Genomic DNA, 25,084 nt, shown 5'->3' on the forward strand with positions numbered 1-25,084 from the left:
GTCATGGCCGAAGCAACTGCCGATCCCGTTCCAGCAAGAGCGGGCGCTTCCGATAAGAAACCGTTGTTCGGTTTGTCTTTTCTGGAAAACCTTTCTGAAATGACCATGCTGCGTCAGATCGGCCTCATGGTCGGTCTTGCCGCGAGCGTGGCCATCGGCTTTGCCGTGGTGCTCTGGTCCCAGCAGCCTGACTATCGTCCGCTTTATGGCAGCCTGGCGGGCATGGACAGCAAGCAGATCATGGACACCCTGACTGCGGCGAATATCAACTACACCGTCGAACCCAATTCCGGCGCGCTGCTGGTCAAGTCCGATGATGTGCAGCGTGCGCGTATCCAGCTGGCGCAGGCAGGCGTGGTGCAGAACGACGCCAACATCGGTTTCGAAATCCTCGACAAGGATCAGGGTCTGGGGACCAGTCAGTTCATGGAAGCCACGCGTTATCGTCGTGGTCTGGAAGGCGAACTGGCACGTACCATCTCCGCCCTGAACAACGTCAAGGGTGCCCGTGTGCACCTGGCGATTCCGAAGAGTTCGGTGTTTGTCCGTGACGACCGCAAGCCAAGCGCTTCGGTACTGGTCGAGCTGTATGCTGGCCGCTCGCTGGAGCCCAGCCAGGTTATGGCCATTATCAACCTGGTGGCCACCAGTGTTCCCGAGCTGAGCAAGTCGCAGATCACCGTTGTCGACCAGAAGGGCGCTTTGCTGTCAGATCAGGCGGAAAATTCCGAACTGACCATGGCCGGCAAGCAGTTCGACTACAGCCGTCGCATGGAAGGCATGCTGACCCAGCGCGTGCAGAACATTCTGCAGCCGATTCTGGGCAATGATCGCTATAAGGCTGAGGTCTCGGCAGTGGTCGATTTCAGCGCCGTCGAATCGACCGCCGAAAGCTTCAACCCTGACCAGCCTGCCTTGCGCAGCGAGCAGTCGGTCAACGAACAGCGCTCCAGCAGTTCAAGCACGGGCGGCGTTCCGGGGGCGTTGAGCAACCAGCCGCCAGGTCCTGCAACTGCTCCACAGAATGCAACTGCCGGTGCGGCCGGTGCTGCCGGCCCTATCGCGCCAGGCCAGCCGCTGCTGGATGCCAATGGTCAACAGATCATGGACCCGGCGACCGGTCAGCCAGCGTTGGCTCCGTACCCGGCCGACAAGCGCGTGCAGTCGACCAAGAATTTCGAGCTGGACCGTTCGATCAGCCATACCAAGCAACAGCAGGGCCGTCTGACTCGTCTGTCGGTTGCGGTGGTAGTCGATGACATGGTCAAGACCAACGCCGCCAACGGCGAAGTTACTCGTGCTCCCTGGAGCGCTGCTGACCTGGCTCGCTTTACCCGTCTGGTGCAGGATGCCGTCGGTTTCGACGCCAGCCGAGGTGACAGCGTCAGCGTGATCAACGTGCCATTCTCCAGCGAGCGCGCTGAAGTGTTGCCAGAGGCGTCGTTCTACTCGCAACCGTGGTTCTGGGACATCGTCAAACAGGCGGTGGGTGTGATCTTCATCCTCATCCTGGTGTTTGGCGTGTTGCGTCCGGTGTTGACCAACATCACCACCGGCAAGAGCAAGGAACTGGCCGGTTTCGGTGGCGACGCCGAGCTGGGTGGCATGGGCGGCCTGGATGGCGAGTTGTCCAACGACCGCGTCAGCCTGGGTGGCCCGCAAAGTATTCTGCTGCCTAGCCCTACCGAGGGTTATGACGCACAGCTGAACGCAATCAAGAGCTTGGTGGCCGAAGACCCGGGTCGTGTGGCCCAGGTCGTGAAAGAGTGGATTAACACTGATGAATGATCGAGCCATGGTAGCCAAACTCTCCAAAGTCGAGAAAGCCGCAGTGCTGCTGCTTTCCCTTGGCGAAACCGACGCAGCTCAGGTGCTCCGGCACATGGGGCCCAAGGAAGTCCAGAAAGTGGGCGTAGCGATGGCTCAGATGCGCAACGTGCATCGCGAGCAGGTCGAAGAGGTCATGAGCGAGTTCGTCGATATCGTCGGCGATCAGACCAGCCTTGGCGTCGGTTCCGATGGCTATATCCGCAAGATGCTGACCCAGGCACTCGGCGAAGACAAGGCCAACGGCCTTATCGACCGGATCCTGCTGGGTGGCAACACCAGCGGTCTGGACAGCCTCAAGTGGATGGAGCCGCGTGCCGTCGCCGACGTGATCCGTTTCGAGCACCCGCAGATTCAGGCCATCGTGGTGGCTTATCTTGACGCCGACCAGGCGGGCGAGGTGCTTGGGCATTTCGATCACAAGGTCCGTCTGGATATCATTCTGCGCGTTTCTTCGCTCAATACGGTGCAGCCAGCAGCGCTCAAAGAGCTTAACCAGATTCTCGAGAAGCAGTTCTCCGGTAACGCCAACACGTCGCGTACTACCCTGGGTGGTATCAAGCGTGCAGCCGACATCATGAACTTCCTCGACAGCTCCATCGAAGGCGCGCTCATGGATTCGATCCGCGAGGTCGACGAAGACCTTTCGGTACAGATCGAAGACCTCATGTTTGTCTTCAACAACCTCTCCGACGTGGACGACCGCGGTATTCAGGCGTTGTTGCGCGAAGTATCCTCGGACGTGCTGGTACTGGCGCTCAAGGGCTCGGACGAGGCGATCAAGGAAAAAATCTTCAAGAACATGTCCAAGCGTGCCGCCGAACTGTTGCGCGACGACCTGGAAGCAAAAGGTCCGGTGCGTGTCAGCGACGTGGAAACCGCCCAGAAAGAAATCCTCACCATTGCGCGTCGTATGGCCGAGGCCGGCGAGATCGTACTCGGTGGCAAGGGTGGCGAGGAAATGATCTAAGGATTCAGCCGACTCATGTCCAGTTCCAATAAAGAATCGGCCAGCGACCTCATTCGCGCCAAGGACGCCGGGTTGCTCGATATCTGGGCGTTGCCCAGCTTCGATCCACATGTGGAGCCCGAGCCTGAGCCCGAACCGGAACCGGTCGACGAGCCGGCCGAGATGGAAGAAGTACCGCTGGACGAAGTTCAGCCGCTGACCCTGGAGGAGCTGGAAAGCATCCGCCAGGAGGCCTGGAACGAAGGCTTTGCCACCGGTGAAAAGGAAGGCTTTCACAGCACACAGTTAAAAGTGCGCCAGGAAGCGGAAGTTGTTCTAGCGGCCAAGGTCGCCAGCCTGGAACAACTGATGGGCCACCTGTTGGCACCTATCGCCGAGCAGGACACGCAGATCGAAAAGGCCGTCATTCATCTGGTCGAGCACATCGCGCGGCAGGTCATTCAGCGCGAACTGGTCACTGATTCCGGTCAGATCGCCAGCGTGTTGCGCGATGCGCTCAAGCTATTGCCTATGGGTGCGCAGAACCTGCGAATTTTCATCAATCCTCAGGACTTCCTGCTGGTCAAGGCCATGCGCGAGCGTCATGAGGAGTCGTGGAAAATAGTCGAAGACGAAGACTTGCTGCCGGGTGGTTGCCGTATCGAAACCGAGCATAGCCGTATTGATGCCAGTGTCGAAACGCGAATCGCGCTGGCTATTTCCAAAATGCATGATCAGTTGCATGAGCAAGTGACGCATCCGGCTGCGGCGGACCTCAGCGTCGACCTGCAAGCCTCGCCCGGCAAGGCTTCCAATGCAGCCGAAGCTGACGCGGACACCCTCGATGCGCCTTGATCGCACCAGTTTCGGCAAACGCCTCGGTTCCTATGCCGAGTCGATCAGTCTGCCTGCCCAGCCGGTAGTAGAGGGTCGCCTGCTGCGTATGGTTGGCCTGACGCTTGAGGCCGAGGGCCTGCGTGCGGCGATGGGTAGCCGTTGCGTGGTCATCAACGATGACAGTCATCACCCGGTCGAAGTCGAGGCCGAAGTGATGGGGTTTTCTGGCGGCAAGGTGTTTCTGATGCCGGTCGGCAGCGTGGCGGGCATTGCGCCCGGCGCGCGCGTGGTGCCGCTGGCCGATACCGGTCGCCTGCCGATGGGCATGAGCATGCTGGGCCGTGTGCTTGACGGCGCGGGCCGGCCGCTGGACGGCCGCTCGCCGATCAAGGCTGAAGACTGGGTGCCAATGGATGGCCCGACCATTAACCCGCTCAAGCGTGACCCCATCAGCCAGCCGCTGGATGTCGGCATTCGCTGCATCAACGGTTTATTGACGGTTGGCCGCGGCCAGCGTCTCGGGTTGTTTGCCGGTACTGGTGTGGGCAAGAGTGTGCTGCTGGGCATGATGACGCGCTTCACAGAGGCGGACATCATTGTCGTCGGCCTGATCGGTGAGCGGGGTCGTGAGGTCAAGGAGTTCATCGAGCACATTCTTGGCGAAGAGGGCCTGAAGCGCTCGGTGGTGGTTGCATCGCCAGCCGATGATGCGCCGCTGATGCGGCTGCGCGCTGCCATGTATTGCACGCGGATCGCCGAATACTTTCGTGACAAGGGCAAGAATGTCCTGCTGCTGATGGACTCGCTGACCCGTTTTGCTCAGGCTCAGCGGGAAATCGCCCTGGCCATTGGCGAGCCGCCAGCCACCAAAGGCTACCCGCCCTCTGTGTTCGCCCGGTTGCCCAAGCTGGTGGAGCGCGCAGGCAATGCCGAGGCGGGTGGTGGTTCCATCACGGCCTTCTACACGGTGCTGTCGGAAGGCGATGACCAGCAGGACCCGATTGCCGACTCCGCGCGCGGTGTGCTCGACGGTCACATCGTGCTGTCCCGGCGTCTGGCTGAAGAAGGTCATTACCCGGCCATCGATATCGAAGCTTCCATCAGCCGGGTCATGCCTGCGGTGGTCAGCCCCGAGCACATGGCGCGCGCGCAGCATTTCAAACAGTTGTGGTCGCGTTACCAGCAGACTCGCGACCTTATCAGCGTGGGTGCCTATGTGGCGGGTGGCGATCGCGAGACCGACATGGCGATTGCGTTGCACCCGGTGTTGGTGCGCTATCAGCGCCAGGGCCTGCGAGACAACGAAAGCATGCAAGGTAGTGGCGAGGCGCTGGCGTCGATATTCGCACCGGCACCCGGCGGCTGATAGCCTATGGCTCAGAGTCGAGCGGCGCGTCTGGCGCCAGTGGTCGAGATGGCGGAAGCCGCCGAGCGAACGGCGGCTCAGCGGCTTGGGCATTTTCAGGGGCAGGTCAATCTGGCCAACAACAAGCTGCAGGAACTTGACCAGTTTCGTCAGGATTATCAGCAGCAATGGTTGCAACGCGGCAGTGCCGGGGTTTCCGGGCAGTGGTTGCTGGGTTATCAGCGCTTTCTCAGTCAGCTCGATGTCGCCGTTGCCCAGCAATACAAAAGTCTTGAGTGGCACAAGGCCAATCTCGATAGGGCGCGTAGCGCCTGGCAGGATTGTTATGCGCGGGTTGAAGGCTTGCGCAAGCTGGTGCAGCGTTATATGGATGAAGCACGCAGACTGGAGGACAAGCGGGAGCAGAAATTGCTCGACGAGTTGTCGCAGCGTCTGCCTCGCCACGAACAATTCTGACGTTTGACTCAATCAGACCCGCGGTGATTTCTCTGGCTGGTCTACGCTATCAATGTCTCGGTGATGAAACACCTCGAGGTTCCTCATGACAGTCACTTCCGAACGCTCTGCCGATGGCCAGACGCTGACCCTTTACATCGAGGGGCGCTTTGATTTTCAATCCCATCAGGCGTTTCGCGCAGCCTACGAGGATTACCCGCAGACGCTGAACTATGTGGTCGACCTGCGGGGTACGCATTACCTGGACAGTTCTGCGTTGGGGATGCTGTTGCTGTTACGCGACCATGCCGGTGGCGATAAAGCGGTGGTGCACCTTGTCAATTGCACGCCTGATGTACTGAAGATTCTGGCTATTTCCAATTTCTCGAAGTTGTTTGAACTGAGCATACCCAGTGCAGTCATCCCCGAAAAAACTGTGCATTCTGATCGCCGATGACAGTGCCAGTGACCGGTTGCTGCTTTCAACCATCGTTGCGCGGCAGGGGCACAGGGTTCTCAGTGCTGGCAATGGTGTCGAGGCTGTGGCCATCTTCAAGGCCGAAAGCCCGCATTTGATCCTGATGGACGCCATGATGCCGGTCATGGATGGCTTCGAAGCGGCGCGACGGATCAAGGCGATGAGTGGTGAGTCGCTGGTGCCGATCATCTTCCTCACCTCGCTGACTGAAGGCGAAGCGCTTGCACGCTGTCTGGATGCCGGTGGCGACGACTTCATGTCCAAGCCTTACAACCCGCTGGTGCTGGCCGCCAAACTCAACGCCATGAACCGCTTGCGGGTGTTGCACGAAACTGTCCGTCAACAACGTGACCAGATCAGCAAGCACCACGAGTACCTGCTCAACGAGCAGCGTGTCGCCAAGGCGGTGTTCGATCAGATTGCCCACGCCGGTTGCCTTGGGGCCGGCAATATTCGCTACTTGCAGTCTCCTTATGCCTTGTTCAACGGCGACCTGATGCTGGCCGCCTACACGCCGGCCGGGCACATGCAGGTCTTGCTTGGGGATTTCACCGGGCACGGCTTGCCGGCTGCCGTCGGGGCGATGCCGCTTGCCGAGGTGTTCTACGGCATGACCGCCAAGGGCTACGGCCTGGTTGAAATCCTTCGTGAAATGAACGCCAAGCTCAAGCGCATCCTCCCCGTCGACATGTTCTGTTGTGCAACGCTGCTTTGTATCAACCTGGCACAACGGCAGGTCGAGGTCTGGAGCGGGGGCTTGCCGGACGGCTACTTGTTGCGCGGCGCGCAGGGTGAGCATGTGCCGCTGGCTTCCAGTCACCTGCCATTGGGCGTGCTGAGTGTCGATGCTTTCGATGCACGCACCGAGGTCTATCCGTTGGCGCCGGGCGATCGCATATTCCTGCTGTCCGACGGGGTGCTCGACACCAGTAACAACAATGACGAACTGTTCGGTGCGCAGCGTTTGCGCCAGGTGCTTTCTGCCAACCGCGAGCCGCACTTGCTGATTGAGGAAATTCTCGTAGCGCTCAACGATTTTGGTGGCAAGGCACGTGACGATGTCAGTCTGCTGGAAATCAGCGCCGTCGATGAGCCATTGCAGAGTCTGCCTGCCCTGACCTATTCGGACAGCGGCGCCTCCAGCCCGCTGGACTGGTCGGCCAGCTTCGAGTTTCGCGCTTCGACCCTGAGGCGCTTCAACCCGCTGCCGTACGTCTTGCAGTTGCTGCTTGAAGTTCATGGCCTGCGCGATCAGGGCGCTGCACTGCATATGGTGCTCGGCGAGCTTTATAGCAATGCGCTGGAACATGGTGTGCTAGGGCTGGATTCGTCGCTCAAGCATGATGCGGCAGGTTTCGCCCTGTATTATCAGCAGCGCGCCGAGCGTCTTGGCATGCTTCAGACCGGGTTCGTCCGCGTGACTGTGCGGGTCGAGCCAGTTGCAGAGGGTGGTCGGCTGACCCTCAGCGTGGAGGACAGTGGTCAGGGATTTGATGTTGAAAAAGTCCGGATGCAGATACCTGCGAGCAATGAACTGTATGGTCGCGGGCTACGCCTGGTGTGTGAATTGAGTCGTGAGGCTCGGTGGTCTGCGGATGGCAGGACGGCGTGCGTGGAATTTTCCTGGGAGGGAGTGGCATAATCCCCCCTGGAGTCTTGATCAAGGAGTGAACAAGTGTCGATTCATCTGGATTACAGCGTGCTGAATGCCTTGCAGGAAGTCATGGAGGACGAATATCCGACCTTGCTGGATGTGTTCCTCAAGGATTCCGAGCAGCGTATCGCGCAACTGCGTCTTGCTGTTCAAACAGGCCATCCTGACTTTCAGGAATTGAGCCTCACCGCGCACAGTTTCAAGGGCAGCAGCGGCAATATGGGTGCCTTGCAACTTTCCGAGCTGTGTCGTCAGTTGGAAGAGCAATCCCGTCAGCAGTTGTTCACCGGTCTGCCAGAGCTGATCGGCAAAATCGACAGCGAATACATGACTATTCGCGGCTTGTTTAACGCAGAGCGGCAGTTGTTTGTCAGCTGATCGCTGATTTCCAGATCCCCGATCTTCCTTTATCCGGCAACCTTTCAAGCGGTCGTGAAAGGTTGGCCCGCATATTGCTAAATATTCTGGTAAGGCGATAACCAGCAGCTTATGCGGAGACCGAAATGCCCCTCGCTACCAATGCGCTTCTTCAGGCCACAAGCACTGCGACCTCAAGGTCCGGTACGGCCAATAATGCGGTCAAGTCTGCTGACAGCAGCAAGGACGGGGCCTCCAGCTTTTCCAATGTGTATGCCAAACAAGCCAGGGATGCTGTTCCTTCGCGTGATGATGCGCCAGTCAAATCGGCTCGCGACAAGGCAGCGCCTGACAAGGACAAGGTTGCCGCCGGCAAGGACAAGTCTTCCGGTGATCAGACCAATGCCGCTGACACGTCGAGTGTTGCCGATAGCGGCAATGATTTGCCAACCCGTTCGACTGCCGCTGAGGATGATGCTGCCAGTGCCGGTTCAAAGCAGGATGATGCACAGGCATCTGCAGACCCTGCATTGACTGAAGGGCTGGCGATTGTCGACCCGGTGCTTGACCCGGCGTTGCAGGCGATGGCTGCGCAAGCGCCTGCCTTGCCGGTCGCCAGGCCACAAAGCCCTGACGTCACGGCTGCGCCCGCAGCGACCGCGCTCACGGTCACTCAGGCTGCTCCGCCCGCAGCGACTGAAGAAGCATTCAATCCGGACGCCGATCCGCTTGATGGTCTGGATGCGGTGCAATTGGCGCTGGAGAATGCCAACGCCAAAACGCAGCTGGCTGCGCAGAATACCCATGCTGCCAACAAAGCGACGCCGACCAACGCAGAAGCTGATCCAAACCAGAATCTTGTCAATAACCTGTCGGCCCTGAGCGAGCAGCTTCCCTCGGAAGAGAGCAGCACGGAAAGCAGTGACAAGTCGTTCAGCGGCTTGATCGGCGAAGGACTGAAGGATGTCAAAAGCGCCGCGGGCGATACGCGCGTCGACAACTTTGCCGATCGCCTCGCTGCGCTGAGTCAGGCCGCGCAACCAGCCCGTGTTGCGGCAACACCTGCCGCCGCGCCGTTGATGAGTCAGCCGTTGGCCATGCATCAAAGCGGCTGGACCGAAGGCATTGTCGACCGCGTCATGTACCTGTCGAGCCAGAACCTCAAAACCGCCGACATCAAGCTGGAGCCCGCCGAACTCGGACGTCTGGACATCCGCATCAACATGGCACCGGAGCAGCAGACCCAGGTAACGTTCATGAGCGCCCACATGGGTGTGCGTGACGCACTGGAAAGTCAGATGTCGAGGTTGCGTGAGTCGTTCGTTCAGCAGGGGCTTGGCAACGTCGACGTCAACGTTTCCGACCAGTCGCAACAGCAGGCTCAGCAACAGGCTCAAGAGCAGGCCAGCCGCGCCCAGCGCAACGGTCGTGGCAATGGCGTGAGCTCAGGCGACACTTCGGATGAGATTGCAGGCGTCGATGCTGCTGTTCCGGTCAGCCAGCCGGCTGCACGCGTGATCGGCAGCAGCGAGATCGATTATTACGCATGATGCAGCAAACAGTTTGTGACGCTCCCATGTCAAATGGCGACCGCGACCCGACGTAATGCCTTGCCTGCTAGCTGTTAAGGTAGAAATGCTTTTCGAGCTCGATGGTACAGACGACACAAATTGCGACCTTAGTGACGGCTGAGTCCTGGCGCTGATCCGGGGGTAGCCTGGCAGGACGCCAGGCTAGCCGCACCGGACCATGGATGGTCCGTTGCGGCGCCCCCCGGATCAGTGCCAGGGCGAAGGAACCCGACGAAGTCGGGCCGGAAACAGGAGCGAGGGGCTTTGCTTACTTTGGCCCCATCAAAGTAAGTCGCCGAGGGGCGAAAAGGTAACCTGAGCCGGACACAAACATAACTGACATAGCAGAACCGCTGTGTGACGCAGAGCGTCACGAAAGGCATTACCACGCGGAGCGTGGGAACGAGAATCTGGGCCGAACGCCAATCCACCTGATCTCGCAGGACCGCTGTGTGACGCAGAGCGTCACGAAAGGCATTACCACGCGGAGCGTGGGAACGAGGATCTGGGCCGAACGCCAATCTACCTGACACCACAGAACCGCTGTGTGACGCAGAGCGTCACGAACGGCATTACCACGCGGAGCGTGGGAACGATAGTCAAAAGGGGGATTTGAGTCGTGCGCTCATATCACTGACGCAGCAGAACCGCTCCATGACCTAAACTCTCATAAGCCGCACGCCCAGCCACGTAACCGGTTGTGTCCAATACATCGTCATCTCGTACAACTCTGGCATAACACTTGCTCTGCCTCTGTCACGTATTGAAGAACCTCTTGAATAGTGACGGATTATTGGCATGGCGAAGAGCGAAGAAGTTAAAGACCCGGCAACCAAAGGCAAACTCAAGCTCATCATCCTCGCCGTTGTGGCGTTGCTGCTGGCGGTAGGTTTGTCGGTGGGCGCGACCTGGTTCCTCATGCACAAGAGCGAAAGCACACCAGACCCGGCTGCTGCCGCTGCCGCAGCCAACGTCAAGCCAGTGGCGGTGTTCGAACCCATGACCCCGGCCTTCGTGGTCAACTTCAACTCCAATGGTCGCCAGCGCTACATGCAGGTCAGTATCACCATGCTGTCGCGCAATGCCGCCGACATGGAAGCGCTGAAGGCGCACATGCCGCTGATCCGCAACAATCTGGTCATGCTGTTTGCAGCTATACCCTTTGAGTCACTGGCCTCGCCGATCGGCCAGGAAATGCTGCGTCAGAAAGCGACCGCGAGCATTCAGGAAGTGGCACAGAAAGAACTCGGCAAGACTGTGATCGAACAGCTGCTCTTCACTAACTTCGTATTGCAGTAGGACTCTCACATGGCCGTGCAAGACCTGCTCTCCCAGGATGAGATCGACGCGCTGCTGCATGGCGTCGACGACGGGATGGTCCAGACCGACACCGTCAGCGAGCCTGGCAGTGTCAAAAGCTACGACCTGACCAGTCAGGACCGGATTGTCCGCGGGCGCATGCCGACGCTGGAAATGATCAACGAGCGATTCGCCCGCTACACGCGTATCAGCATGTTCAACCTGCTGCGCCGCTCGGCGGACGTGGCGGTGGGTGGTGTTCAGGTCATGAAGTTCGGCGAGTACGTGCATTCGCTGTACGTGCCGACCAGCCTCAACCTGGCCAAGATCAAGCCGCTGCGGGGCACTGCGCTGTTCATCCTCGACGCCAAGCTGGTGTTCAAGCTGGTGGACAACTTTTTCGGTGGCGATGGCCGCCACGCCAAGATCGAAGGCCGTGAGTTCACGCCGACCGAACTTCGCGTCGTGCGCATGGTGCTGGATCAGGCTTTTATCGACCTCAAGGAAGCCTGGCAGGCGATCATGGAAGTGAACTTCGAGTACATCAACTCGGAAGTGAACCCGGCCATGGCCAACATCGTCGGGCCGAGCGAGGCCGTGGTCATTTCCACTTTCCATATCGAACTGGATGGCGGTGGCGGCGATCTGCACGTGACCATGCCGTACTCGATGATCGAACCGATCCGCGAAATGCTCGATGCCGGTTTTCAGTCGGATCTGGACGATCAGGACGAGCGCTGGGTCAACGCGCTCAAGGAAGACGTTCTGGACGTCAACGTGCCGCTCACCACGACCATCGCTCAGCGCCAGTTGCCATTGCGGGACATCCTGCACATGCGCCCTGGTGACGTTATTCCGGTGGAACTGAGCGACTCGCTGGTCCTGCGTGCCAATGGCGTACCGTCATTCAAGGTCAAGCTTGGCTCGCACAAGGGCAAGATGGCCCTGCAAGTAATCGAACCCATAGCGCGACGCTGACCTGTCTGGTCAACGTCGGAAATTGTTGCGTAACTGAAATACTGCGTGCAGAGGACAACTGATGGCTGATGAAAACGATATGACGTCTGCTGAAGATCAGGCGTTGGCCGATGAGTGGGCTGCTGCATTGGGCGAAGCTGGCGACAGTCAGGCTGATATTGATGCGTTGCTGGCGGCGGATGCGGGGAATTCGGGTAGCCGGATGACCATGGAAGAGTTCGGCAGCGTGCCGAAAAGCACGGGTCCGGTTTCTCTGGACGGTCCTAACCTGGATGTGATTCTCGACATCCCGGTGTCGATCTCCATGGAAGTGGGCAGCACCGATATCAACATTCGTAACTTGTTGCAGCTTAACCAGGGCTCGGTGATCGAGCTGGATCGCCTGGCTGGCGAACCGCTGGATGTGCTGGTCAACGGCACGCTCATCGCGCATGGCGAGGTGGTGGTGGTCAACGAAAAGTTCGGCATCCGTCTGACCGACGTGATCAGCCCGAGCGAACGCATCAAGAAGCTGCGCTAAGTGAGGCGCTGGCTGAGTGTTCTGCTGACCCTGCCGTCGCTGGCCTGGGCTGCCGAGCCCGCTGCTCAGGCCGCACCTGCGCAAGTGGCCAACACGGTATCCGGCGGTATGGGCGGGCAGTTAGTGCAACTGCTGTTCGGTCTGATACTGGTGGTCGGTCTGATTTTCGTGCTCGCATGGCTGATGCGCCGCGTGCAGCGCGTGGGGCCGAACAATGGTCAGGTCATCGAATTGGTGAGTTCGCGCGCGCTCGGTCCGCGTGATCGGCTGGTGCTGGTGCAGATCGGCGGCGAACAGGTGTTGCTGGGTATCACGCCAGGGCGTATCACGCCCCTGCATGTGCTCAAGGAACCGGTACAGGTGCCTGTGCGTGAGCAGGCGACCCCTGAATTCGCTCAGCGCCTTATGGAGCTGATGGGCAAGGATAAGGACAAGAAGTAATGGGCGCGTTGCGTTTCCTGATACTGCTGTTGCTGGTCATGGTGACGCCTGCTGTGCTGGCGGCCGATCCGCTGTCGATACCGGCGATCACGCTGTCCAATGGTGCCGACGGTCAGCAGGAGTATTCGGTCAGTCTGCAGATCCTGCTGATCATGACCGCGCTGAGCTTCATTCCGGCGTTTGTCATGCTGATGACCAGTTTCACCCGGATCATCATCGTCTTCTCGATTCTGCGTCAGGCCCTTGGTTTGCAGCAGACACCTTCGAACCAGATCCTGACGGGCATGGCGCTGTTTCTGACCATGTTCATCATGGCGCCGGTTTTCGACCGTGTGAATCAGGATGCGCTGCAGCCTTATCTGGCTGAAAAACTCACGGCGCAGGATGCGGTCGCCAAGGCACAAGTGCCAATCAAGGATTTCATGCTGGCACAGACCCGTACCAGTGATCTTGAGTTGTTCATGCGTCTGTCCAAACGTACCGATATCCCGACACCTGATGCTGCGCCGCTGACCATTCTGGTTCCGGCGTTCGTGATTTCGGAGCTCAAGACAGCGTTTCAGATCGGCTTCATGATCTTCATTCCGTTTCTGATCATCGATCTGGTAGTGGCCAGTGTGCTGATGGCGATGGGTATGATGATGCTGTCGCCGCTGATCATTTCGCTGCCGTTCAAGATCATGCTGTTCGTGCTGGTAGATGGCTGGGCGCTGATCGTCGGCACCCTGGCTGGCAGTTTTGGTGGCGTATGAGCCGTTTCGCTGAGGAGTCTGCCCGATGACGCCGGAAGTAGCTGTCGATCTGTTTCGTGAGGCGCTGTGGCTGACCACCGTGCTGGTCGCGATTCTTGTGGTGCCGAGCCTGTTGTGCGGTCTGCTGGTGGCGATGTTTCAGGCGGCCACGCAGATCAACGAACAGACCCTGAGCTTCCTGCCGCGCCTGTTGGTCATGCTCGTGACCCTGATTGTCATCGGCCCCTGGCTGCTGAAAATATTCATGGAATACATGCTGTCGTTGTACACCAGTATTCCGACGCTGATCGGCTAGCGCCGCATGCAGCCGATGCTTGCGCTGACCGATATCCAGATCAGTACCTGGGTAGCGAGCTTCATGCTGCCGATGTTTCGTATCGTCGCGCTGCTGATGACCATGCCGGTGATCGGCACCACACTGGTACCCCGGCGCGTGCGCCTTTACCTCGCATTTGCCATCACTGTGGTGGTCGCTCCCGCGCTGCCAGCCATGCCGCCGGTTCAGGCGCTTGACCTCAGTGGGCTGTTGCTGATCGGCGAGCAGATCATCATCGGCGCCGGCATGGGGCTGTCCCTGCAGATGTTTTTCCATATCTTCGTGATCGCCGGGCAGATCATCTCGACGCAGATGGGCATGGGCTTTGCCTCGATGGTCGACCCTACCAACGGCGTATCTTCGGCTGTTATCGGCCAGTTTTTTACCATGCTGGTCACGCTGTTGTTCCTGTCCATGAACGGCCATCTGGTGGTGTTGGAGGTGCTTGTCGAAAGCTTCACCACGATGCCGGTGGGTGGCGGTCTGCTGGTCAATAATTTCTGGGAGCTGGCGAACGGGCTAGGCTGGGCGTTGAGTTCAGGGCTCAGGCTGGTGTTACCTGCTATCACTGCATTGCTGATCATCAACATCGCTTTTGGCGTCATGACCCGTGCAGCGCCGCAACTCAACATCTTCTCGATCGGTTTCCCGCTGACCCTTGTGCTGGGCATGGTCATTCTGTGGATGAGCATGGGCGATATTCTCAATCAGTATCAGCCGATTGCCAGTCAGGCACTGCAATCGTTGCGCGACATGGTGAGGGCTCGTTGATATGGCAGAAAACGAGAATGGCCAGGACAAGACAGAAGACCCCACGGAAAAAAAGGTCAAGGACTCCAGAGCGGATGGGCAGATTGCGCGCTCCAAGGAACTGACCACGCTGGTGGTCATGCTGATGGGGGCGGGCGGGTTGCTGATGTTCGGCTCAGGCATCGCGCAGATGATGTCCGAGCTGATGCGCGACAATTTTACGATCAGCCGCGAAACCCTCATGGACCAGTCATACATGGGCAAGGCGTTGCTCAGCTCCGGCCTGCACGCACTGGTCGTGATGCTGCCGTTTCTGATCGCCATGCTGGTGGCGGCGCTGGTGGGGCCGATCATGCTTGGCGGCTGGTTGTTCGCAACCAAATCGCTGATGCCCAAATTCAGCCGGATGAACCCGGCGGCAGGGCTCAAGCGCATGTTTTCACCGCACGCGCTGGTTGAGCTGCTCAAATCCTTCGGCAAGTTTCTGATCATCCTTGCCGTTGCGCTGGTGGTCTTGAGCAAGGAGCGCAATGATCTGGTGGCTATCGCTCATGAGCCATTGGAACAGGCGATGATCCACAGCCTGATGGTGGTCGGCTGGAGCAGCTTCTGGATGGCCTGTGGCCTGATATTTATCGCTGCTGCCGACGTACCCTTTGTACTGTATGAGGCGCACAAGAAGCTGCTTATGACCAAGCAGGAAGTGCGCGATGAGCATAAGAACAGCGAAGGCAGCCCTGAGGTTAAACAGCGTATTCGCCAGTTGCAGCGCGAAATGTCCCAGCGGCGGATGATGGCGTCGATTCCGGAAGCGGATGTCATCATTACCAACCCGACGCACTTTGCCGTAGCCTTGAAATACGATCCCGAGCAGGGCGGGGCGCCGATGTTGCTGGCCAAGGGCACTGACCTGGTAGCGCTGAAGATTCGCGAAATCGGCGCGCATAACCAGATACTGATTCTGGAATCTGCGGCGTTGGCCCGTTCCATCTACTACAGCACCGAGCTGGACCAGGAAATCCCCGCCGGGCTCTACCTGGCTGTGGCCCAGGTGCTGGCCTACGTCTACCAGATCCGCCAGTTCCGTGCCGGTCAAGGCAAGCGCCCGGATCCGCTGGGCGACATCAAGATCCCGCCCGACCTGCAGCGCGATGCGTAGCCCTTTGCTTCGTCGCCAGCAGACCACCCTCGCGCCCACGCTCCGCATGGGTATGCGGTTCCTGAAGCTCTGCGTCCGCTCTTGGGCGTCTGGTGTGGCGCAGATTTGTGACGCAGAGCGTCACCCACGGCATTCCCACGCTGGAGCGTGAGGAACGATCATCTCAACTATCGTGCGACGCTCCGCATTGCATGCCGTTCCGGGCGCTCTGAGCGTGAGGAACGACCATCTCACTATCGTGCGACGCTCCGCGTCGCATGCCGTTCTGGACGCTCTGCGTCCACTCTTGAAGATTTTCTGACTGCGCAAGGTATGCCGGTTTCACGTTAATTCTGCCTCTAAAGCCTTACCAGCACTGGCTTTGTAAAAGTTGGACAGCTTTTTGCAACAGGGTCGATACAGGTCGCCATCGGCGTCAATGTTTTGATCTAGTGCGCAGGTAAACAATCAGTGGATCGTTCTCAGATATTCAGTAGCGCACGCAGCAATATCACGGGCCTGGGCCGTGGTCAGCTGGGCGTTCCGCTGTTGTTGCTGGTCATGATGGCAATGATGATGTTGCCTATGCCGCCGTTCCTGCTGGACGTGTTCTTCACGTTCAACATTGCACTGTCCATCGTCGTGTTGCTGGTGTGTGTTTATGCTCTGCGGCCGCTGGACTTCTCAGTGTTTCCAACCATTCTGCTGGTCGCCACGCTGTTGCGCCTGGCACTGAACGTCGCTTCCACGCGGGTGGTCATGCTTCACGGTCAGGACGGTCACGCCGCTGCGGGCAAGGTGATTCAGGCCTTCGGTGAGGTGGTGATCGGTGGTAACTATGTCGTCGGTATCGTGGTGTTCGCGATTCTGATGATCATCAACTTCGTGGTAATCACCAAAGGTGCCGGCCGTATTTCCGAGGTCAGCGCGCGTTTCACCCTCGACGCGATGCCAGGCAAACAGATGGCAATCGACGCCGACCTCAACGCCGGTCTCATCGATCAGCCGGAAGCCAAGCGCCGCCGTGCCGAAGTCGCTCAGGAAGCCGAGTTCTACGGTTCCATGGACGGTGCCAGCAAATTCGTGCGCGGCGATGCGATTGCCGGTTTGCTGATTCTGTTCATCAACCTGATCGGCGGCATGCTGGTCGGTATTCTGCAACACAATATGACGTTCGCCGATGCAGGCCGCGTTTACACCCTGCTGACCATCGGTGACGGTTTGGTGGCGCAATTGCCATCACTGCTGCTGTCCACTGCCGCAGCGATCATGGTGACCCGCGCTTCCGGTTCGGAAGAGATGGGCAAGCTGATCAATCGGCAGATGTTCGCCTCGCCCAAGGCACTGGCAGTGTCCGCTGCGATCATGATCGTAATGGGACTGGTGCCGGGCATGCCGCACTTCTCCTTCATCAGCCTTGGCCTGGTGGCTGCGGGTGGCGCGTATCTGCTCTGGAAGAAAGAGAACCAGGTGAAAGTCGAGGCGCTGGCCGAAGTGCAACGCCAACAGGACCTGCTGCCTTCGCCGACCCGTGTTCAGGACGCCAAGGAGCTGGGTTGGGATGACGTCACCCCTATCGACATCATCGGCCTGGAAGTGGGTTATCGCCTGATTCCGCTGGTGGACCGCAATCAGGGTGGTCAACTGCTGGCGCGTATCAAGGGCGTGCGCAAGAAGCTGTCGCAAGAGCTGGGCTTCCTGATGCCGACCGTACACATCCGTGACAACCTTGATCTGGCACCCAGCGCCTACCGTCTGACGCTGATGGGCGTGATTCTGGCCGAGGCCGAGATTTATCCGGATCGCGAGCTGGCGATCAACCCCGGTCAAGTGTTCGGCACCCTGAACGGCATCACCGCCAGAGACCCGGCGTTTGGTCTGGAGGCCGTTTGGATCGAAATCAGCCAGCGCAGCCAGGCGCAGTCGCTGGGTTATACCGTGGTGGACGCCAGTACTGTGGTGGCAACCCACTTGAACCAGATTCTCTACAAGCACTCTCATGAACTGATTGGTCACGAAGAAGTCCAGCAGTTGATGCAATTGCTGGCCAAAAGCTCGCCCAAACTGGCTGAAGAGCTGGTCCCTGGTGTGCTGTCCCTGTCCTCGTTGCTCAACGTGCTGCAAGCGCTTCTGGCTGAGCATGTACCTGTGCGTGATATTCGCAGCATTGCAGAAGCTATCGCCAACAACGCCGGCAAGAGTCAAGATACCGCCGCTTTGGTGGCTGCCGTGCGGGTAGGTCTGAGCCGCGCAATCGTCCAAAGCATTGTAGGTGTTGAGCCGGAGCTGCCTGTTATCACTCTGGAGCCAAGGTTGGAACAGATATTGCTCAATAGTTTGCAGAAGGCTGGTCAGGGTCAGGAAGAAGGCGTTCTTCTTGAGCCAAGCATGGCTGAGAAGCTCCAGCGTTCGTTGATTGAGGCCGCCCAGCGTCAGGAGATGCAAGGGTTGCCGGTAATTCTTCTGGTAGCAGGGCCTGTCCGGGCGATGCTGTCACGATTTGGACGATTGGCTGTACCGAACATGCATGTTCTGGCGTATCAGGAAATTCCGGACAACAAGCAAGTAACCATCGTAGCGACTGTCGGGCCGAACGGCTGAGGTAGTGAGTCATGCAAGTTAAGCGATTTTTCGCCGCCGATATGCGTCAAGCCATGAAACTGGTTCGCGATGAGCTGGGCGCCGAGGCGGCCATCATCGGTAACCGGCGCATTGCCGGTGGCGTAGAGCTGACTGCCGCTCTGGATTACAAGCTGTCCGCCCTGGCACCGCGTGTGCCGAACATGGAGCTCGAAGACGAGCTGCGCAAGACCCAGTCGCGCATCGTCTCCGCTCAGGCCGAATTGAACAACCGCAGCGACAGCGACGCGTCGATCAATCTTCAGCTGTTTTCCGGCAAACCGGTCAGCGCTGTCGATACGCACATCGAGCCGACGCTCGAAGAGCCGCCACGCCCATTCGCTTATACGCCGCCTGCGCCCGCAGAGCCTGCTGTTGGTCAGCGCGCCTATGATTCGATGCGCTCCGAATTGAACGGCCTGCGCGAGCTGCTGGAAGTCCAGCTTGGCTCCCTGGCCTGGAACCAGTTGCAGGGCAGCCGTCCGCAGCAGGCCAATCTGTGGCGCCGTCTGCAACGTGTCGGTTTGTCCGGCCCGCTGTCGCGCGATCTGCTGTCGATGATCCCGGAGATTGACGAGCCTCGTCAGGCCTGGCGCATGCTGCTGGCCCATTTGGCGCGCATGATTGCCGTGCCGGACATCGAGCCGCTCGAAGAGGGTGGTGTCATCGCCATGGTCGGGCCTGCCGGTATGGGCAAGACCACCACGCTGGCCAAACTGGCGGCACGTTACGTGTTGAAGTACGGTCCGCAGAATATCGCACTGGTGAGCATGGACAGTTTCCGCATCGGCGCACAGGAGCAGCTCAAGACCCTTGGGCGCATCCTCAACGTGCCGGTCACCCATGTCGATCCTGGCCAGTCGCTGGTTCAGGCGCTGGAGCCGCTGCTGCGCAAGCGCGTGGTGCTGATCGACACCGCCGGGCTGCAAGCCAGCGATCCTGCGCTGCGCATGCAGCTGGAAAGCCTGGCAGGGCGTGGCATCAAGTCGCGTAACTATCTGGTACTGGCGACCACCAGCCAGAAGCAGGTGCTGACCGCTGCCTATCACAGTTACAAACGTTGTGGCCTGGCCGGATGCATTCTGACCAAGCTTGATGAAACAGCCAGCCTCGGCGAAGTCCTGAGCCTGGCGATCAGTCATGAATTACCTGTGGCCTACCTCACGGACGGACCCCGTATTCCTGACGACCTGCACACCCCGCGTCGTCATCAACTGGTGAGCCGTGCGGTGAGTGTGCAGATGCAGGATGAGCCGAGCGAGGAAGCAATGGCTGATATGTTTGCTGACCTCTATCACACCCCTGGCAAGAGAGTGGGTTAAGTGATGGATATTATTGGAATGTCCCTGCGTCAACGGTCTGCCATGCGGTGTTCATTTGCGAACGTGCAGCCCTCGATGTGGTTTCGGTCTACGCAAGACAAGGTAAAGAAATAACATGGGCAGCATGCATCCCGTACAGGTTATCGCGGTGACCGGTGGCAAAGGTGGCGTCGGTAAGACTAACGTGTCAGTGAATCTTTCACTGGCCCTTGCCGAGCTTGGCCGTCGCGTCATGCTGCTGGACGCCGATCTGGGTCTGGCCAATGTCGACGTTCTGCTTGGGCTGACGCCTAAACGTACGCTTGCCGATGTGATAGAGGGCCGTTGCGAGTTGCGCGACGTTCTGTTGCAGGGGCCGGGCGGGGTGCGTATCGTGCCTGCCGCCTCTGGCACCCAGAGCATGGTGCATCTGTCCCCGGCCCAGCATGCGGGTCTGATCCAGGCGTTCAGCGAGATTGGCGACAACCTTGATGTGCTGGTGATCGACACGGCTGCCGGTATCGGCGAATCGGTGGTCAGCTTCGTGCGCGCCGCTCAGGAAGTGTTGCTGGTGGTATGCGACGAGCCCACGTCGATTACCGATGCTTACGCCCTGATCAAACTGCTCAACCGCGACTACGGCATGAACCGCTTCCGGGTGCTGGCCAACATGGCGCAGAGCCCGCAGGAAGGGCGCAATCTGTTCGCCAAACTCACCAAAGTGACTGACCGTTTTCTTGATGTTGCGCTGCAGTATGTAGGTGCCGTGCCGTACGACGAGTGCGTGCGCAAGGCCGTACAGAAACAGCGCGCCGTTTACGAAGCATTCCCGCGATCCAAATGTGCGCTGGCGTTCAAGGCCATTGCCCAGAAGGTTGATACCTGGCCGTTGCCAGCCAATCCGCGGGGTCATCTCGAGTTCTTCGTTGAGCGACTCGTTCACCAGACCAGTGCAGGGCCTGTGCAATGACTGCGAGCGGCTACCAGATGTACAGCAAGGCTTCCCGTAATTCGCAATACGAGTTGATCGAGCGTTATGCGCCATTGGTCAAGCGTATCGCTTATCATCTGTTGGCGCGCTTGCCGGCCAGCGTGCAGGTCGAGGATCTGATCCAGGCCGGCATGATCGGTCTGCTTGAAGTCTCCACCAAATATGATTCAACCAAAGGTGCGAGTTTCGAGACCTACGCCGGCATTCGCATTCGTGGTGCGATGCTGGATGAAGTGCGCAAGGGCGACTGGGCACCACGCTCGGTGCACCGCAATACCCGCATGGTCAGTGACGCAATTCGTGCAATTGAAGCTAAAACCGGCCGTGACGCTAAAGATCACGAGGTTGCGGCCGAACTCCAGTTGAGTCTTGATGATTATTACGGGATTTTGAATGACACCTTGGGCAGCCGCCTCTTCAGTTTCGACGACCTGCTTCAGGACGGCGATCACGAAGGGCTGCATGAGGATGGCGCAAGCGGTTCGCTTGAGCCGTCGCGCGACCTGGAAGACGAGCGCTTCCAGGCAGCGTTGGCCGATGCAATTGCCAATTTGCCAGAGCGTGAGCGTCTGGTGTTGGCGCTGTACTACGACGAAGAGCTGAACCTCAAGGAAATCGGAGAGGTTCTTGGGGTCAGCGAATCGCGGGTCAGTCAGTTACACAGCCAGTGCGCAGCTCGTTTGCGGGGGCGTTTGGGGGAGTGGCGAGCGCGTTGACGGCAGTGCGCGACGTTTGTCGTGCGCTGTCTGCATGCCGGCTGTGCAAAGCGTTACGTGGTAGCAGGATGGACGAGGCAAGGGCCTGTCGGGCAATGTCTCGATGGGCTTTAGTCGCAGTCTTGACTGTCGTTGTGCCAAGCCCGTCGTCGTTTCGTATAGCTGGGGGTGTGCTGTGCCAGTATTGAGTGAACAGCGTGTTCAGGTGCTGAACGCGTTAAAGACTGCTTGGAGGTCGAATTGGACAAGAACATGAAAATCCTCATCGTTGATGACTTCTCAACGATGCGGCGGATCATCAAGAACCTTTTGCGTGATCTGGGGTTTACCAACACATCTGAAGCGGATGACGGTTTGACCGCATTGCCGATGCTGCAGAGCGGTGCCTTTGACTTTCTGGTGACGGACTGGAACATGCCTGGCATGACCGGCATCGATCTGTTGCGCGAGGTCCGCAAGGACGATCGCCTCAAAAGCCTTCCCGTGCTGATGGTCACTGCCGAAGCCAAGCGTGAGCAGATCATTGAAGCTGCCCAGGCCGGGGTGAACGGTTATGTAGTCAAGCCATTCACGGCTCAAGCGCTGAAAGAGAAGATCGAAAAGATCTTTGAACGCGTCAATAGCTGATGCATGCCGCGAGGGCGCTATGGATAACAATGATTCGATGGCCGACTTTGAGTCGACCTTAAAGAGACACGCGCAGGAACTCGTCACCAGCCTTGAAAAGGGCCGCTTCGGTGACGCTGTGCAGCTGATCCATGAACTCAACCAGACACGCGACCGCGGCCTTTATCAGGAAGTGGGCAAGCTGACTCGTGAGCTGCACAGTGCAATCGTCAACTTTCATATTGATCCGCACATGCCTCAAGCCGAGGAAGTGTCGCAGATCACCGACGCAACCGAACGCCTGTCGTATGTGGTGAGGCTGACCGAGAATGCGGCCAACCGTACTATGGACCTGGTCGAGGAAAGCACACCGCTCATGAGCGGTCTGAGCTCCGATGCCAAGGCATTGAGTGACGACTGGGGTCGTTTCATGCGCCGCGAAATCGGTGCTGAAGAATTTCGTGAGCTGGCCAAGCGGGTAGATGGTTTTCTGACGCGTACCGAGCAGGAGGCCGATAGGGTTTCCGGGCATCTCAACGATATTCTGCTTGCCCAGGATTACCAGGACCTTACGGGGCAGGTTATCAAGCGCGTGACGCAATTGGTTACGGAAGTCGAGAGCAATCTGCTCAAACTGGTGCTCATGGCCAGCCATGTCGATCGCTTCGCAGGCATCGAACATGACGAAGAATCCATCCTTGCTGAAAAAGATCCTAAAAAACATCTCGCCAAGGGTGAAGGTCCGCAGATTCATGCCGATAAACGTGAAGACGTCGTATCCGGACAGGATGATGTAGACGATCTGCTATCGAGCCTCGGCTTCTAAGATCTGTTGACGGTTAATTTTAGGGAGCACCCCATGAGCTTCGGCGCCGATGAAGAAATCCTTCAGGATTTTCTGGTAGAGGCCGGCGAAATTCTGGAGCAGTTGTCAGAGCAATTGGTCGAGCTGGAAAGCCGACCGGATGATGCTGATCTGCTCAATGCAATTTTTCGCGGTTTTCACACTGTAAAAGGGGGCGCCGGCTTCCTCCAGCTCCATGAGCTGGTGGAGTGCTGCCACATCGCCGAAAACGTGTTCGACATCCTTCGCAAGGGTGAACGTCGCGTTGATTCCGAACTGATGGATGTGGTCCTGGAAGCTCTGGACACCGTCAACAGCATGTTCGGTCAGGTACGTGAACGGACTGACGTAACTGCGGCGACGCCAGAACTGCTGGCTGCGCTGTCGCGATTGGCCGAGCCACAATCTGCCGACGAAGTCGCAGCGCCCGAGCCTGAGCCCGAGCCGGTGGTTGAAGCCGCCGCTCCGGCTGCGGTTGCCGAGCAAGCGGCCGGCGATGACATCACCGATGATGAATTCGAGCAGCTGCTCGATTCGCTGCACGGCGCCAATCCGGTGTCTGCGGCACCATCAGCGGCACCGGCTTCGGCCCCTGCGGTCGCGCCAGCTGGCGATGAAATTACCGATCAGGAATTTGAATCCCTGCTTGATCAGTTGCATGGCAAGGGCAAGTTTGCGGCCGATGCTGTAGCCGCTCCAGCCCCTGCGCCTGCGGCACAGAGCAGTGGTGCAGCGCCTGCCGGCGATGAAATCACCGACGACGAATTCGAAGCCTTGCTTGATCAACTGCATGGCAAAGGCTCGTTTGACGGCGCCATAGCCGCTCAGGCGGCTGCTGCACCTGCGGCCGTTGCTGCCAAGGCACCTTCTGCTGCAGCGGCATCGGACGAAATTACCGATCACGAATTCGAAAATCTGCTCGACGAACTGCATGGCAAAGGCAAGTTCGAGCCTGATGCGGTCGTTGCCAAGGCACCTGCTCCGGCAGCCGCCGTAGCTGCTGCTCCGCCACCGGCTGCCAAGCCCGCTGCGGCGCCTGCACCTGCTGCGAAGGCTGAGCCCGCCAAGCCTGCTCCAGCGCCTGCACGTGCTCCAGCGCCCACCGGTGAAAAGCCGGTTGCGACTGAAGCCGAAACCACGGTTCGTGTGGATACCGCCCGACTGGACGAGATCATGAACATGGTCGGCGAACTGGTGCTGGTACGTAACCGCCTGGTGCGTCTGGGTCTCAACAGCGGCGATGAAGCCATGTCCAAGGCGGTTTCCAACCTGGATGTGGTCACCGCCGACCTGCAGACTGCGGTGATGAAAACCCGCATGCAGCCAATCAAGAAAGTCTTTGGCCGCTTCCCGCGTCTGGTTCGTGACCTGGCTCGCCAGCTCAAGAAAGAGATCAACCTGGAGCTGGTCGGTGAAGAGACCGACCTCGACAAGAACCTTGTAGAGGCGCTTGCCGACCCGCTGGTCCACTTGGTGCGCAACGCGGTCGACCACGGTATCGAAACGCCGGAAGAGCGCGAAGCCACGGGCAAGTCTCGTGGCGGTCGGGTCATCCTTTCGGCAGAGCAGGAGGGCGACCATATCCTGCTGTCGATTTCCGATGACGGCAAGGGCATGGACCCTAACGTGCTGCGCTCCATTGCGGTCAAGCGCGGTGTCATGGACAAGGACGCAGCCGATCGGTTGAGTGACACCGATTGCTACAACCTTATCTTCGCACCGGGCTTCTCGACCAAGACCGAGATTTCCGATGTATCGGGTCGCGGTGTGGGCATGGACGTGGTTAAAACCAAGATCTCCCAGCTCAACGGCTCGATCAACATCTACTCGACCAAGGGCCAGGGTTCGAAGATCGTCATCAAGGTCCCGCTGACCCTGGCGATCATGCCGACCCTGATGGTGATGCTGGGCAACCAGGCTTTTGCCTTCCCTTTGGTCAACGTCAACGAAATCTTCCACCTGAACCTGTCCACTACCAACGTGGTTGACGGTCAGGAAGTGGTGATCGTACGTGACAAGGCCTTGCCGCTGTTCTACCTCAAGCGCTGGCTGGTCAGTTCGGCGGCTCATGAAGAGCAGCGAGAAGGGCACGTCGTGATCCTGACGGTCGGCACCCAGCGCATCGGCTTCGTTGTCGATCAACTGGTAGGCCAGGAAGAGGTGGTTATCAAACCGCTGGGCAAGATGCTGCAAGGTACGCCAGGCATGTCGGGCGCCACCATCACCGGTGACGGTCGCATCGCCTTGATTCTCGATGTACCCAGCATGCTCAAGCGTTACGCCGCACGGCGTATCTGAACCCGGGGGTGCGGGCAGCCTGGCTGCCTGCAACACCTATT

Annotated in this window: 24 protein-coding genes; all 24 read left to right on the forward strand. The window is 58.8% G+C overall.

Annotated elements, in window-relative coordinates:
• Positions 1-3 precede the first annotated feature (3 nt).
• The 24 genes from fliF (at position 4) to RYC17_RS12810 (ending at position 25,043) form a co-directional block, all read left to right on the forward strand.
• Positions 4-1,788 carry a flagellar basal-body MS-ring/collar protein FliF gene (fliF, locus tag RYC17_RS12695; protein WP_002554292.1) on the forward strand — a complete coding sequence of 595 codons (1,785 nt, stop codon included), beginning with the start codon at positions 4-6 and terminating at the stop codon, positions 1,786-1,788.
• Positions 1,781-2,797 (forward strand): flagellar motor switch protein FliG, encoded by a 1,017-nt coding sequence (gene fliG / locus RYC17_RS12700; protein WP_002554291.1) that lies wholly within the window; start codon positions 1,781-1,783, stop codon positions 2,795-2,797. The genes fliF and fliG overlap by 8 nt, the downstream gene beginning before the upstream one ends.
• Before the next feature lie 15 nt (positions 2,798-2,812).
• Positions 2,813-3,631: a flagellar assembly protein FliH gene (gene fliH, locus RYC17_RS12705; protein WP_058401332.1), complete on the forward strand. Its 819-nt coding sequence runs from the start codon at positions 2,813-2,815 to the stop codon at positions 3,629-3,631.
• Positions 3,621-4,979: a flagellar protein export ATPase FliI gene (gene fliI, locus RYC17_RS12710; protein WP_004664459.1), complete on the forward strand. Its 1,359-nt coding sequence runs from the start codon at positions 3,621-3,623 to the stop codon at positions 4,977-4,979. The genes fliH and fliI overlap by 11 nt, the downstream gene beginning before the upstream one ends.
• A gap of 6 nt (positions 4,980-4,985) precedes the next feature.
• A complete protein-coding gene (fliJ, locus tag RYC17_RS12715) occupies positions 4,986-5,435 on the forward strand; it encodes a flagellar export protein FliJ (RefSeq protein ID WP_002554288.1) in 450 nt (149 codons plus the stop codon).
• 85 nt (positions 5,436-5,520) lie between these two features.
• Positions 5,521-5,871 (forward strand): STAS domain-containing protein, encoded by a 351-nt coding sequence (locus RYC17_RS12720; RefSeq protein WP_002554287.1) that lies wholly within the window; start codon positions 5,521-5,523, stop codon positions 5,869-5,871.
• Positions 5,828-7,534, forward strand: coding sequence for a fused response regulator/phosphatase (locus RYC17_RS12725; RefSeq protein WP_058408764.1), 1,707 nt, complete (start codon positions 5,828-5,830; stop codon positions 7,532-7,534). The genes RYC17_RS12720 and RYC17_RS12725 overlap by 44 nt, the downstream gene beginning before the upstream one ends.
• 33 nt (positions 7,535-7,567) lie before the next feature.
• Entirely contained in the window at positions 7,568-7,924 is a 357-nt protein-coding gene (locus RYC17_RS12730) for an Hpt domain-containing protein (protein WP_058401335.1), read from the forward strand.
• Positions 7,925-8,049: 125 nt separating this feature from the next.
• Positions 8,050-9,453, forward strand: coding sequence for a flagellar hook-length control protein FliK (locus tag RYC17_RS12735; protein WP_316903266.1), 1,404 nt, complete (start codon positions 8,050-8,052; stop codon positions 9,451-9,453).
• An 819-nt stretch (positions 9,454-10,272) separates the two neighbouring features.
• The gene (gene fliL, locus RYC17_RS12740) at positions 10,273-10,773 is read left to right on the forward strand and encodes a flagellar basal body-associated protein FliL (RefSeq protein WP_058402554.1); all 501 of its coding nucleotides are present in this window, start codon (positions 10,273-10,275) and stop codon (positions 10,771-10,773) included.
• Between the two features lie 9 nt (positions 10,774-10,782).
• Positions 10,783-11,751 carry a flagellar motor switch protein FliM gene (gene fliM, locus RYC17_RS12745; protein WP_058402555.1) on the forward strand — a complete coding sequence of 323 codons (969 nt, stop codon included), beginning with the start codon at positions 10,783-10,785 and terminating at the stop codon, positions 11,749-11,751.
• Between the two features lie 61 nt (positions 11,752-11,812).
• A complete protein-coding gene (gene fliN, locus RYC17_RS12750; RefSeq protein WP_002554280.1) occupies positions 11,813-12,271 on the forward strand; it encodes a flagellar motor switch protein FliN in 459 nt (152 codons plus the stop codon).
• Positions 12,272-12,712, forward strand: coding sequence for a flagellar biosynthetic protein FliO (gene fliO, locus RYC17_RS12755; protein ID WP_058402556.1), 441 nt, complete (start codon positions 12,272-12,274; stop codon positions 12,710-12,712). It abuts the gene before it with no gap.
• A complete protein-coding gene (gene fliP, locus RYC17_RS12760; RefSeq protein WP_058402557.1) occupies positions 12,712-13,464 on the forward strand; it encodes a flagellar type III secretion system pore protein FliP in 753 nt (250 codons plus the stop codon). The genes fliO and fliP overlap by 1 nt, the downstream gene beginning before the upstream one ends.
• 25 nt (positions 13,465-13,489) lie before the next feature.
• The gene (locus RYC17_RS12765; protein WP_002554277.1) at positions 13,490-13,759 is read left to right on the forward strand and encodes a flagellar biosynthetic protein FliQ; all 270 of its coding nucleotides are present in this window, start codon (positions 13,490-13,492) and stop codon (positions 13,757-13,759) included.
• A 6-nt stretch (positions 13,760-13,765) separates the two neighbouring features.
• On the forward strand, positions 13,766-14,551 hold the full coding sequence (gene fliR / locus RYC17_RS12770; RefSeq protein ID WP_002554276.1) for a flagellar biosynthetic protein FliR: 786 nt from the start codon (positions 13,766-13,768) through the stop codon (positions 14,549-14,551).
• Between the two features lies 1 nt (position 14,552).
• Entirely contained in the window at positions 14,553-15,689 is a 1,137-nt protein-coding gene (gene flhB, locus RYC17_RS12775) for a flagellar biosynthesis protein FlhB (protein WP_230016517.1), read from the forward strand.
• Between the two features lie 450 nt (positions 15,690-16,139).
• On the forward strand, positions 16,140-18,269 hold the full coding sequence (gene flhA / locus RYC17_RS12780; RefSeq protein ID WP_002554274.1) for a flagellar biosynthesis protein FlhA: 2,130 nt from the start codon (positions 16,140-16,142) through the stop codon (positions 18,267-18,269).
• 11 nt (positions 18,270-18,280) lie between these two features.
• On the forward strand, positions 18,281-19,609 hold the full coding sequence (gene flhF, locus RYC17_RS12785; RefSeq protein ID WP_002554273.1) for a flagellar biosynthesis protein FlhF: 1,329 nt from the start codon (positions 18,281-18,283) through the stop codon (positions 19,607-19,609).
• A gap of 115 nt (positions 19,610-19,724) precedes the next feature.
• On the forward strand, positions 19,725-20,558 hold the full coding sequence (gene fleN / locus RYC17_RS12790; RefSeq protein ID WP_003412391.1) for a flagellar synthesis regulator FleN: 834 nt from the start codon (positions 19,725-19,727) through the stop codon (positions 20,556-20,558).
• Complete coding sequence (gene fliA, locus RYC17_RS12795) at positions 20,555-21,295, forward strand: RNA polymerase sigma factor FliA (protein WP_002554271.1); 741 nt, start codon at positions 20,555-20,557, stop codon at positions 21,293-21,295. Before fleN ends, fliA begins: the two co-directional genes overlap by 4 nt.
• 252 nt (positions 21,296-21,547) lie before the next feature.
• The gene (locus RYC17_RS12800) at positions 21,548-21,922 is read left to right on the forward strand and encodes a chemotaxis response regulator CheY (protein WP_193601312.1); all 375 of its coding nucleotides are present in this window, start codon (positions 21,548-21,550) and stop codon (positions 21,920-21,922) included.
• Between the two features lie 19 nt (positions 21,923-21,941).
• A complete protein-coding gene (locus tag RYC17_RS12805) occupies positions 21,942-22,727 on the forward strand; it encodes a protein phosphatase CheZ (protein WP_002554269.1) in 786 nt (261 codons plus the stop codon).
• Between the two features lie 33 nt (positions 22,728-22,760).
• Positions 22,761-25,043 (forward strand): chemotaxis protein CheA, encoded by a 2,283-nt coding sequence (locus RYC17_RS12810; protein WP_122281106.1) that lies wholly within the window; start codon positions 22,761-22,763, stop codon positions 25,041-25,043.
• The last annotated feature ends 41 nt before the right edge of the window (positions 25,044-25,084 follow it).

It is taken from the genome of Pseudomonas syringae group sp. J248-6 (assembly GCF_032586995.1).
Lineage (GTDB): Bacteria > Pseudomonadota > Gammaproteobacteria > Pseudomonadales > Pseudomonadaceae > Aquipseudomonas > Aquipseudomonas amygdali.

Excerpts from the sequence above, each read along its gene's own strand:
- fliF (WP_002554292.1), top strand. The coding sequence starts at position 4 with ATGGCCGAAGCAACTGCCGATCCCGTTCCAGCAAGAGCGGGCGCTTCC.
- fliG (WP_002554291.1), top strand. The coding sequence starts at position 1,781 with ATGAATGATCGAGCCATGGTAGCCAAACTCTCCAAAGTCGAGAAAGCC.
- fliH (WP_058401332.1), top strand. The coding sequence starts at position 2,813 with ATGTCCAGTTCCAATAAAGAATCGGCCAGCGACCTCATTCGCGCCAAG.
- fliI (WP_004664459.1), top strand. The coding sequence starts at position 3,621 with ATGCGCCTTGATCGCACCAGTTTCGGCAAACGCCTCGGTTCCTATGCC.
- fliJ (WP_002554288.1), top strand. The coding sequence starts at position 4,986 with ATGGCTCAGAGTCGAGCGGCGCGTCTGGCGCCAGTGGTCGAGATGGCG.
- RYC17_RS12720 (WP_002554287.1), top strand. The coding sequence starts at position 5,521 with ATGACAGTCACTTCCGAACGCTCTGCCGATGGCCAGACGCTGACCCTT.
- RYC17_RS12735 (WP_316903266.1), top strand. The coding sequence starts at position 8,050 with ATGCCCCTCGCTACCAATGCGCTTCTTCAGGCCACAAGCACTGCGACC.
- fliL (WP_058402554.1), top strand. The coding sequence starts at position 10,273 with ATGGCGAAGAGCGAAGAAGTTAAAGACCCGGCAACCAAAGGCAAACTC.
- fliM (WP_058402555.1), top strand. The coding sequence starts at position 10,783 with ATGGCCGTGCAAGACCTGCTCTCCCAGGATGAGATCGACGCGCTGCTG.
- fliN (WP_002554280.1), top strand. The coding sequence starts at position 11,813 with ATGGCTGATGAAAACGATATGACGTCTGCTGAAGATCAGGCGTTGGCC.
- fliP (WP_058402557.1), top strand. The coding sequence starts at position 12,712 with ATGGGCGCGTTGCGTTTCCTGATACTGCTGTTGCTGGTCATGGTGACG.
- RYC17_RS12765 (WP_002554277.1), top strand. The coding sequence starts at position 13,490 with ATGACGCCGGAAGTAGCTGTCGATCTGTTTCGTGAGGCGCTGTGGCTG.
- fliR (WP_002554276.1), top strand. The coding sequence starts at position 13,766 with ATGCAGCCGATGCTTGCGCTGACCGATATCCAGATCAGTACCTGGGTA.
- flhB (WP_230016517.1), top strand. The coding sequence starts at position 14,553 with ATGGCAGAAAACGAGAATGGCCAGGACAAGACAGAAGACCCCACGGAA.
- flhF (WP_002554273.1), top strand. The coding sequence starts at position 18,281 with ATGCAAGTTAAGCGATTTTTCGCCGCCGATATGCGTCAAGCCATGAAA.
- fleN (WP_003412391.1), top strand. The coding sequence starts at position 19,725 with ATGGGCAGCATGCATCCCGTACAGGTTATCGCGGTGACCGGTGGCAAA.
- fliA (WP_002554271.1), top strand. The coding sequence starts at position 20,555 with ATGACTGCGAGCGGCTACCAGATGTACAGCAAGGCTTCCCGTAATTCG.
- RYC17_RS12800 (WP_193601312.1), top strand. The coding sequence starts at position 21,548 with ATGAAAATCCTCATCGTTGATGACTTCTCAACGATGCGGCGGATCATC.
- RYC17_RS12805 (WP_002554269.1), top strand. The coding sequence starts at position 21,942 with ATGGATAACAATGATTCGATGGCCGACTTTGAGTCGACCTTAAAGAGA.
- RYC17_RS12810 (WP_122281106.1), top strand. The coding sequence starts at position 22,761 with ATGAGCTTCGGCGCCGATGAAGAAATCCTTCAGGATTTTCTGGTAGAG.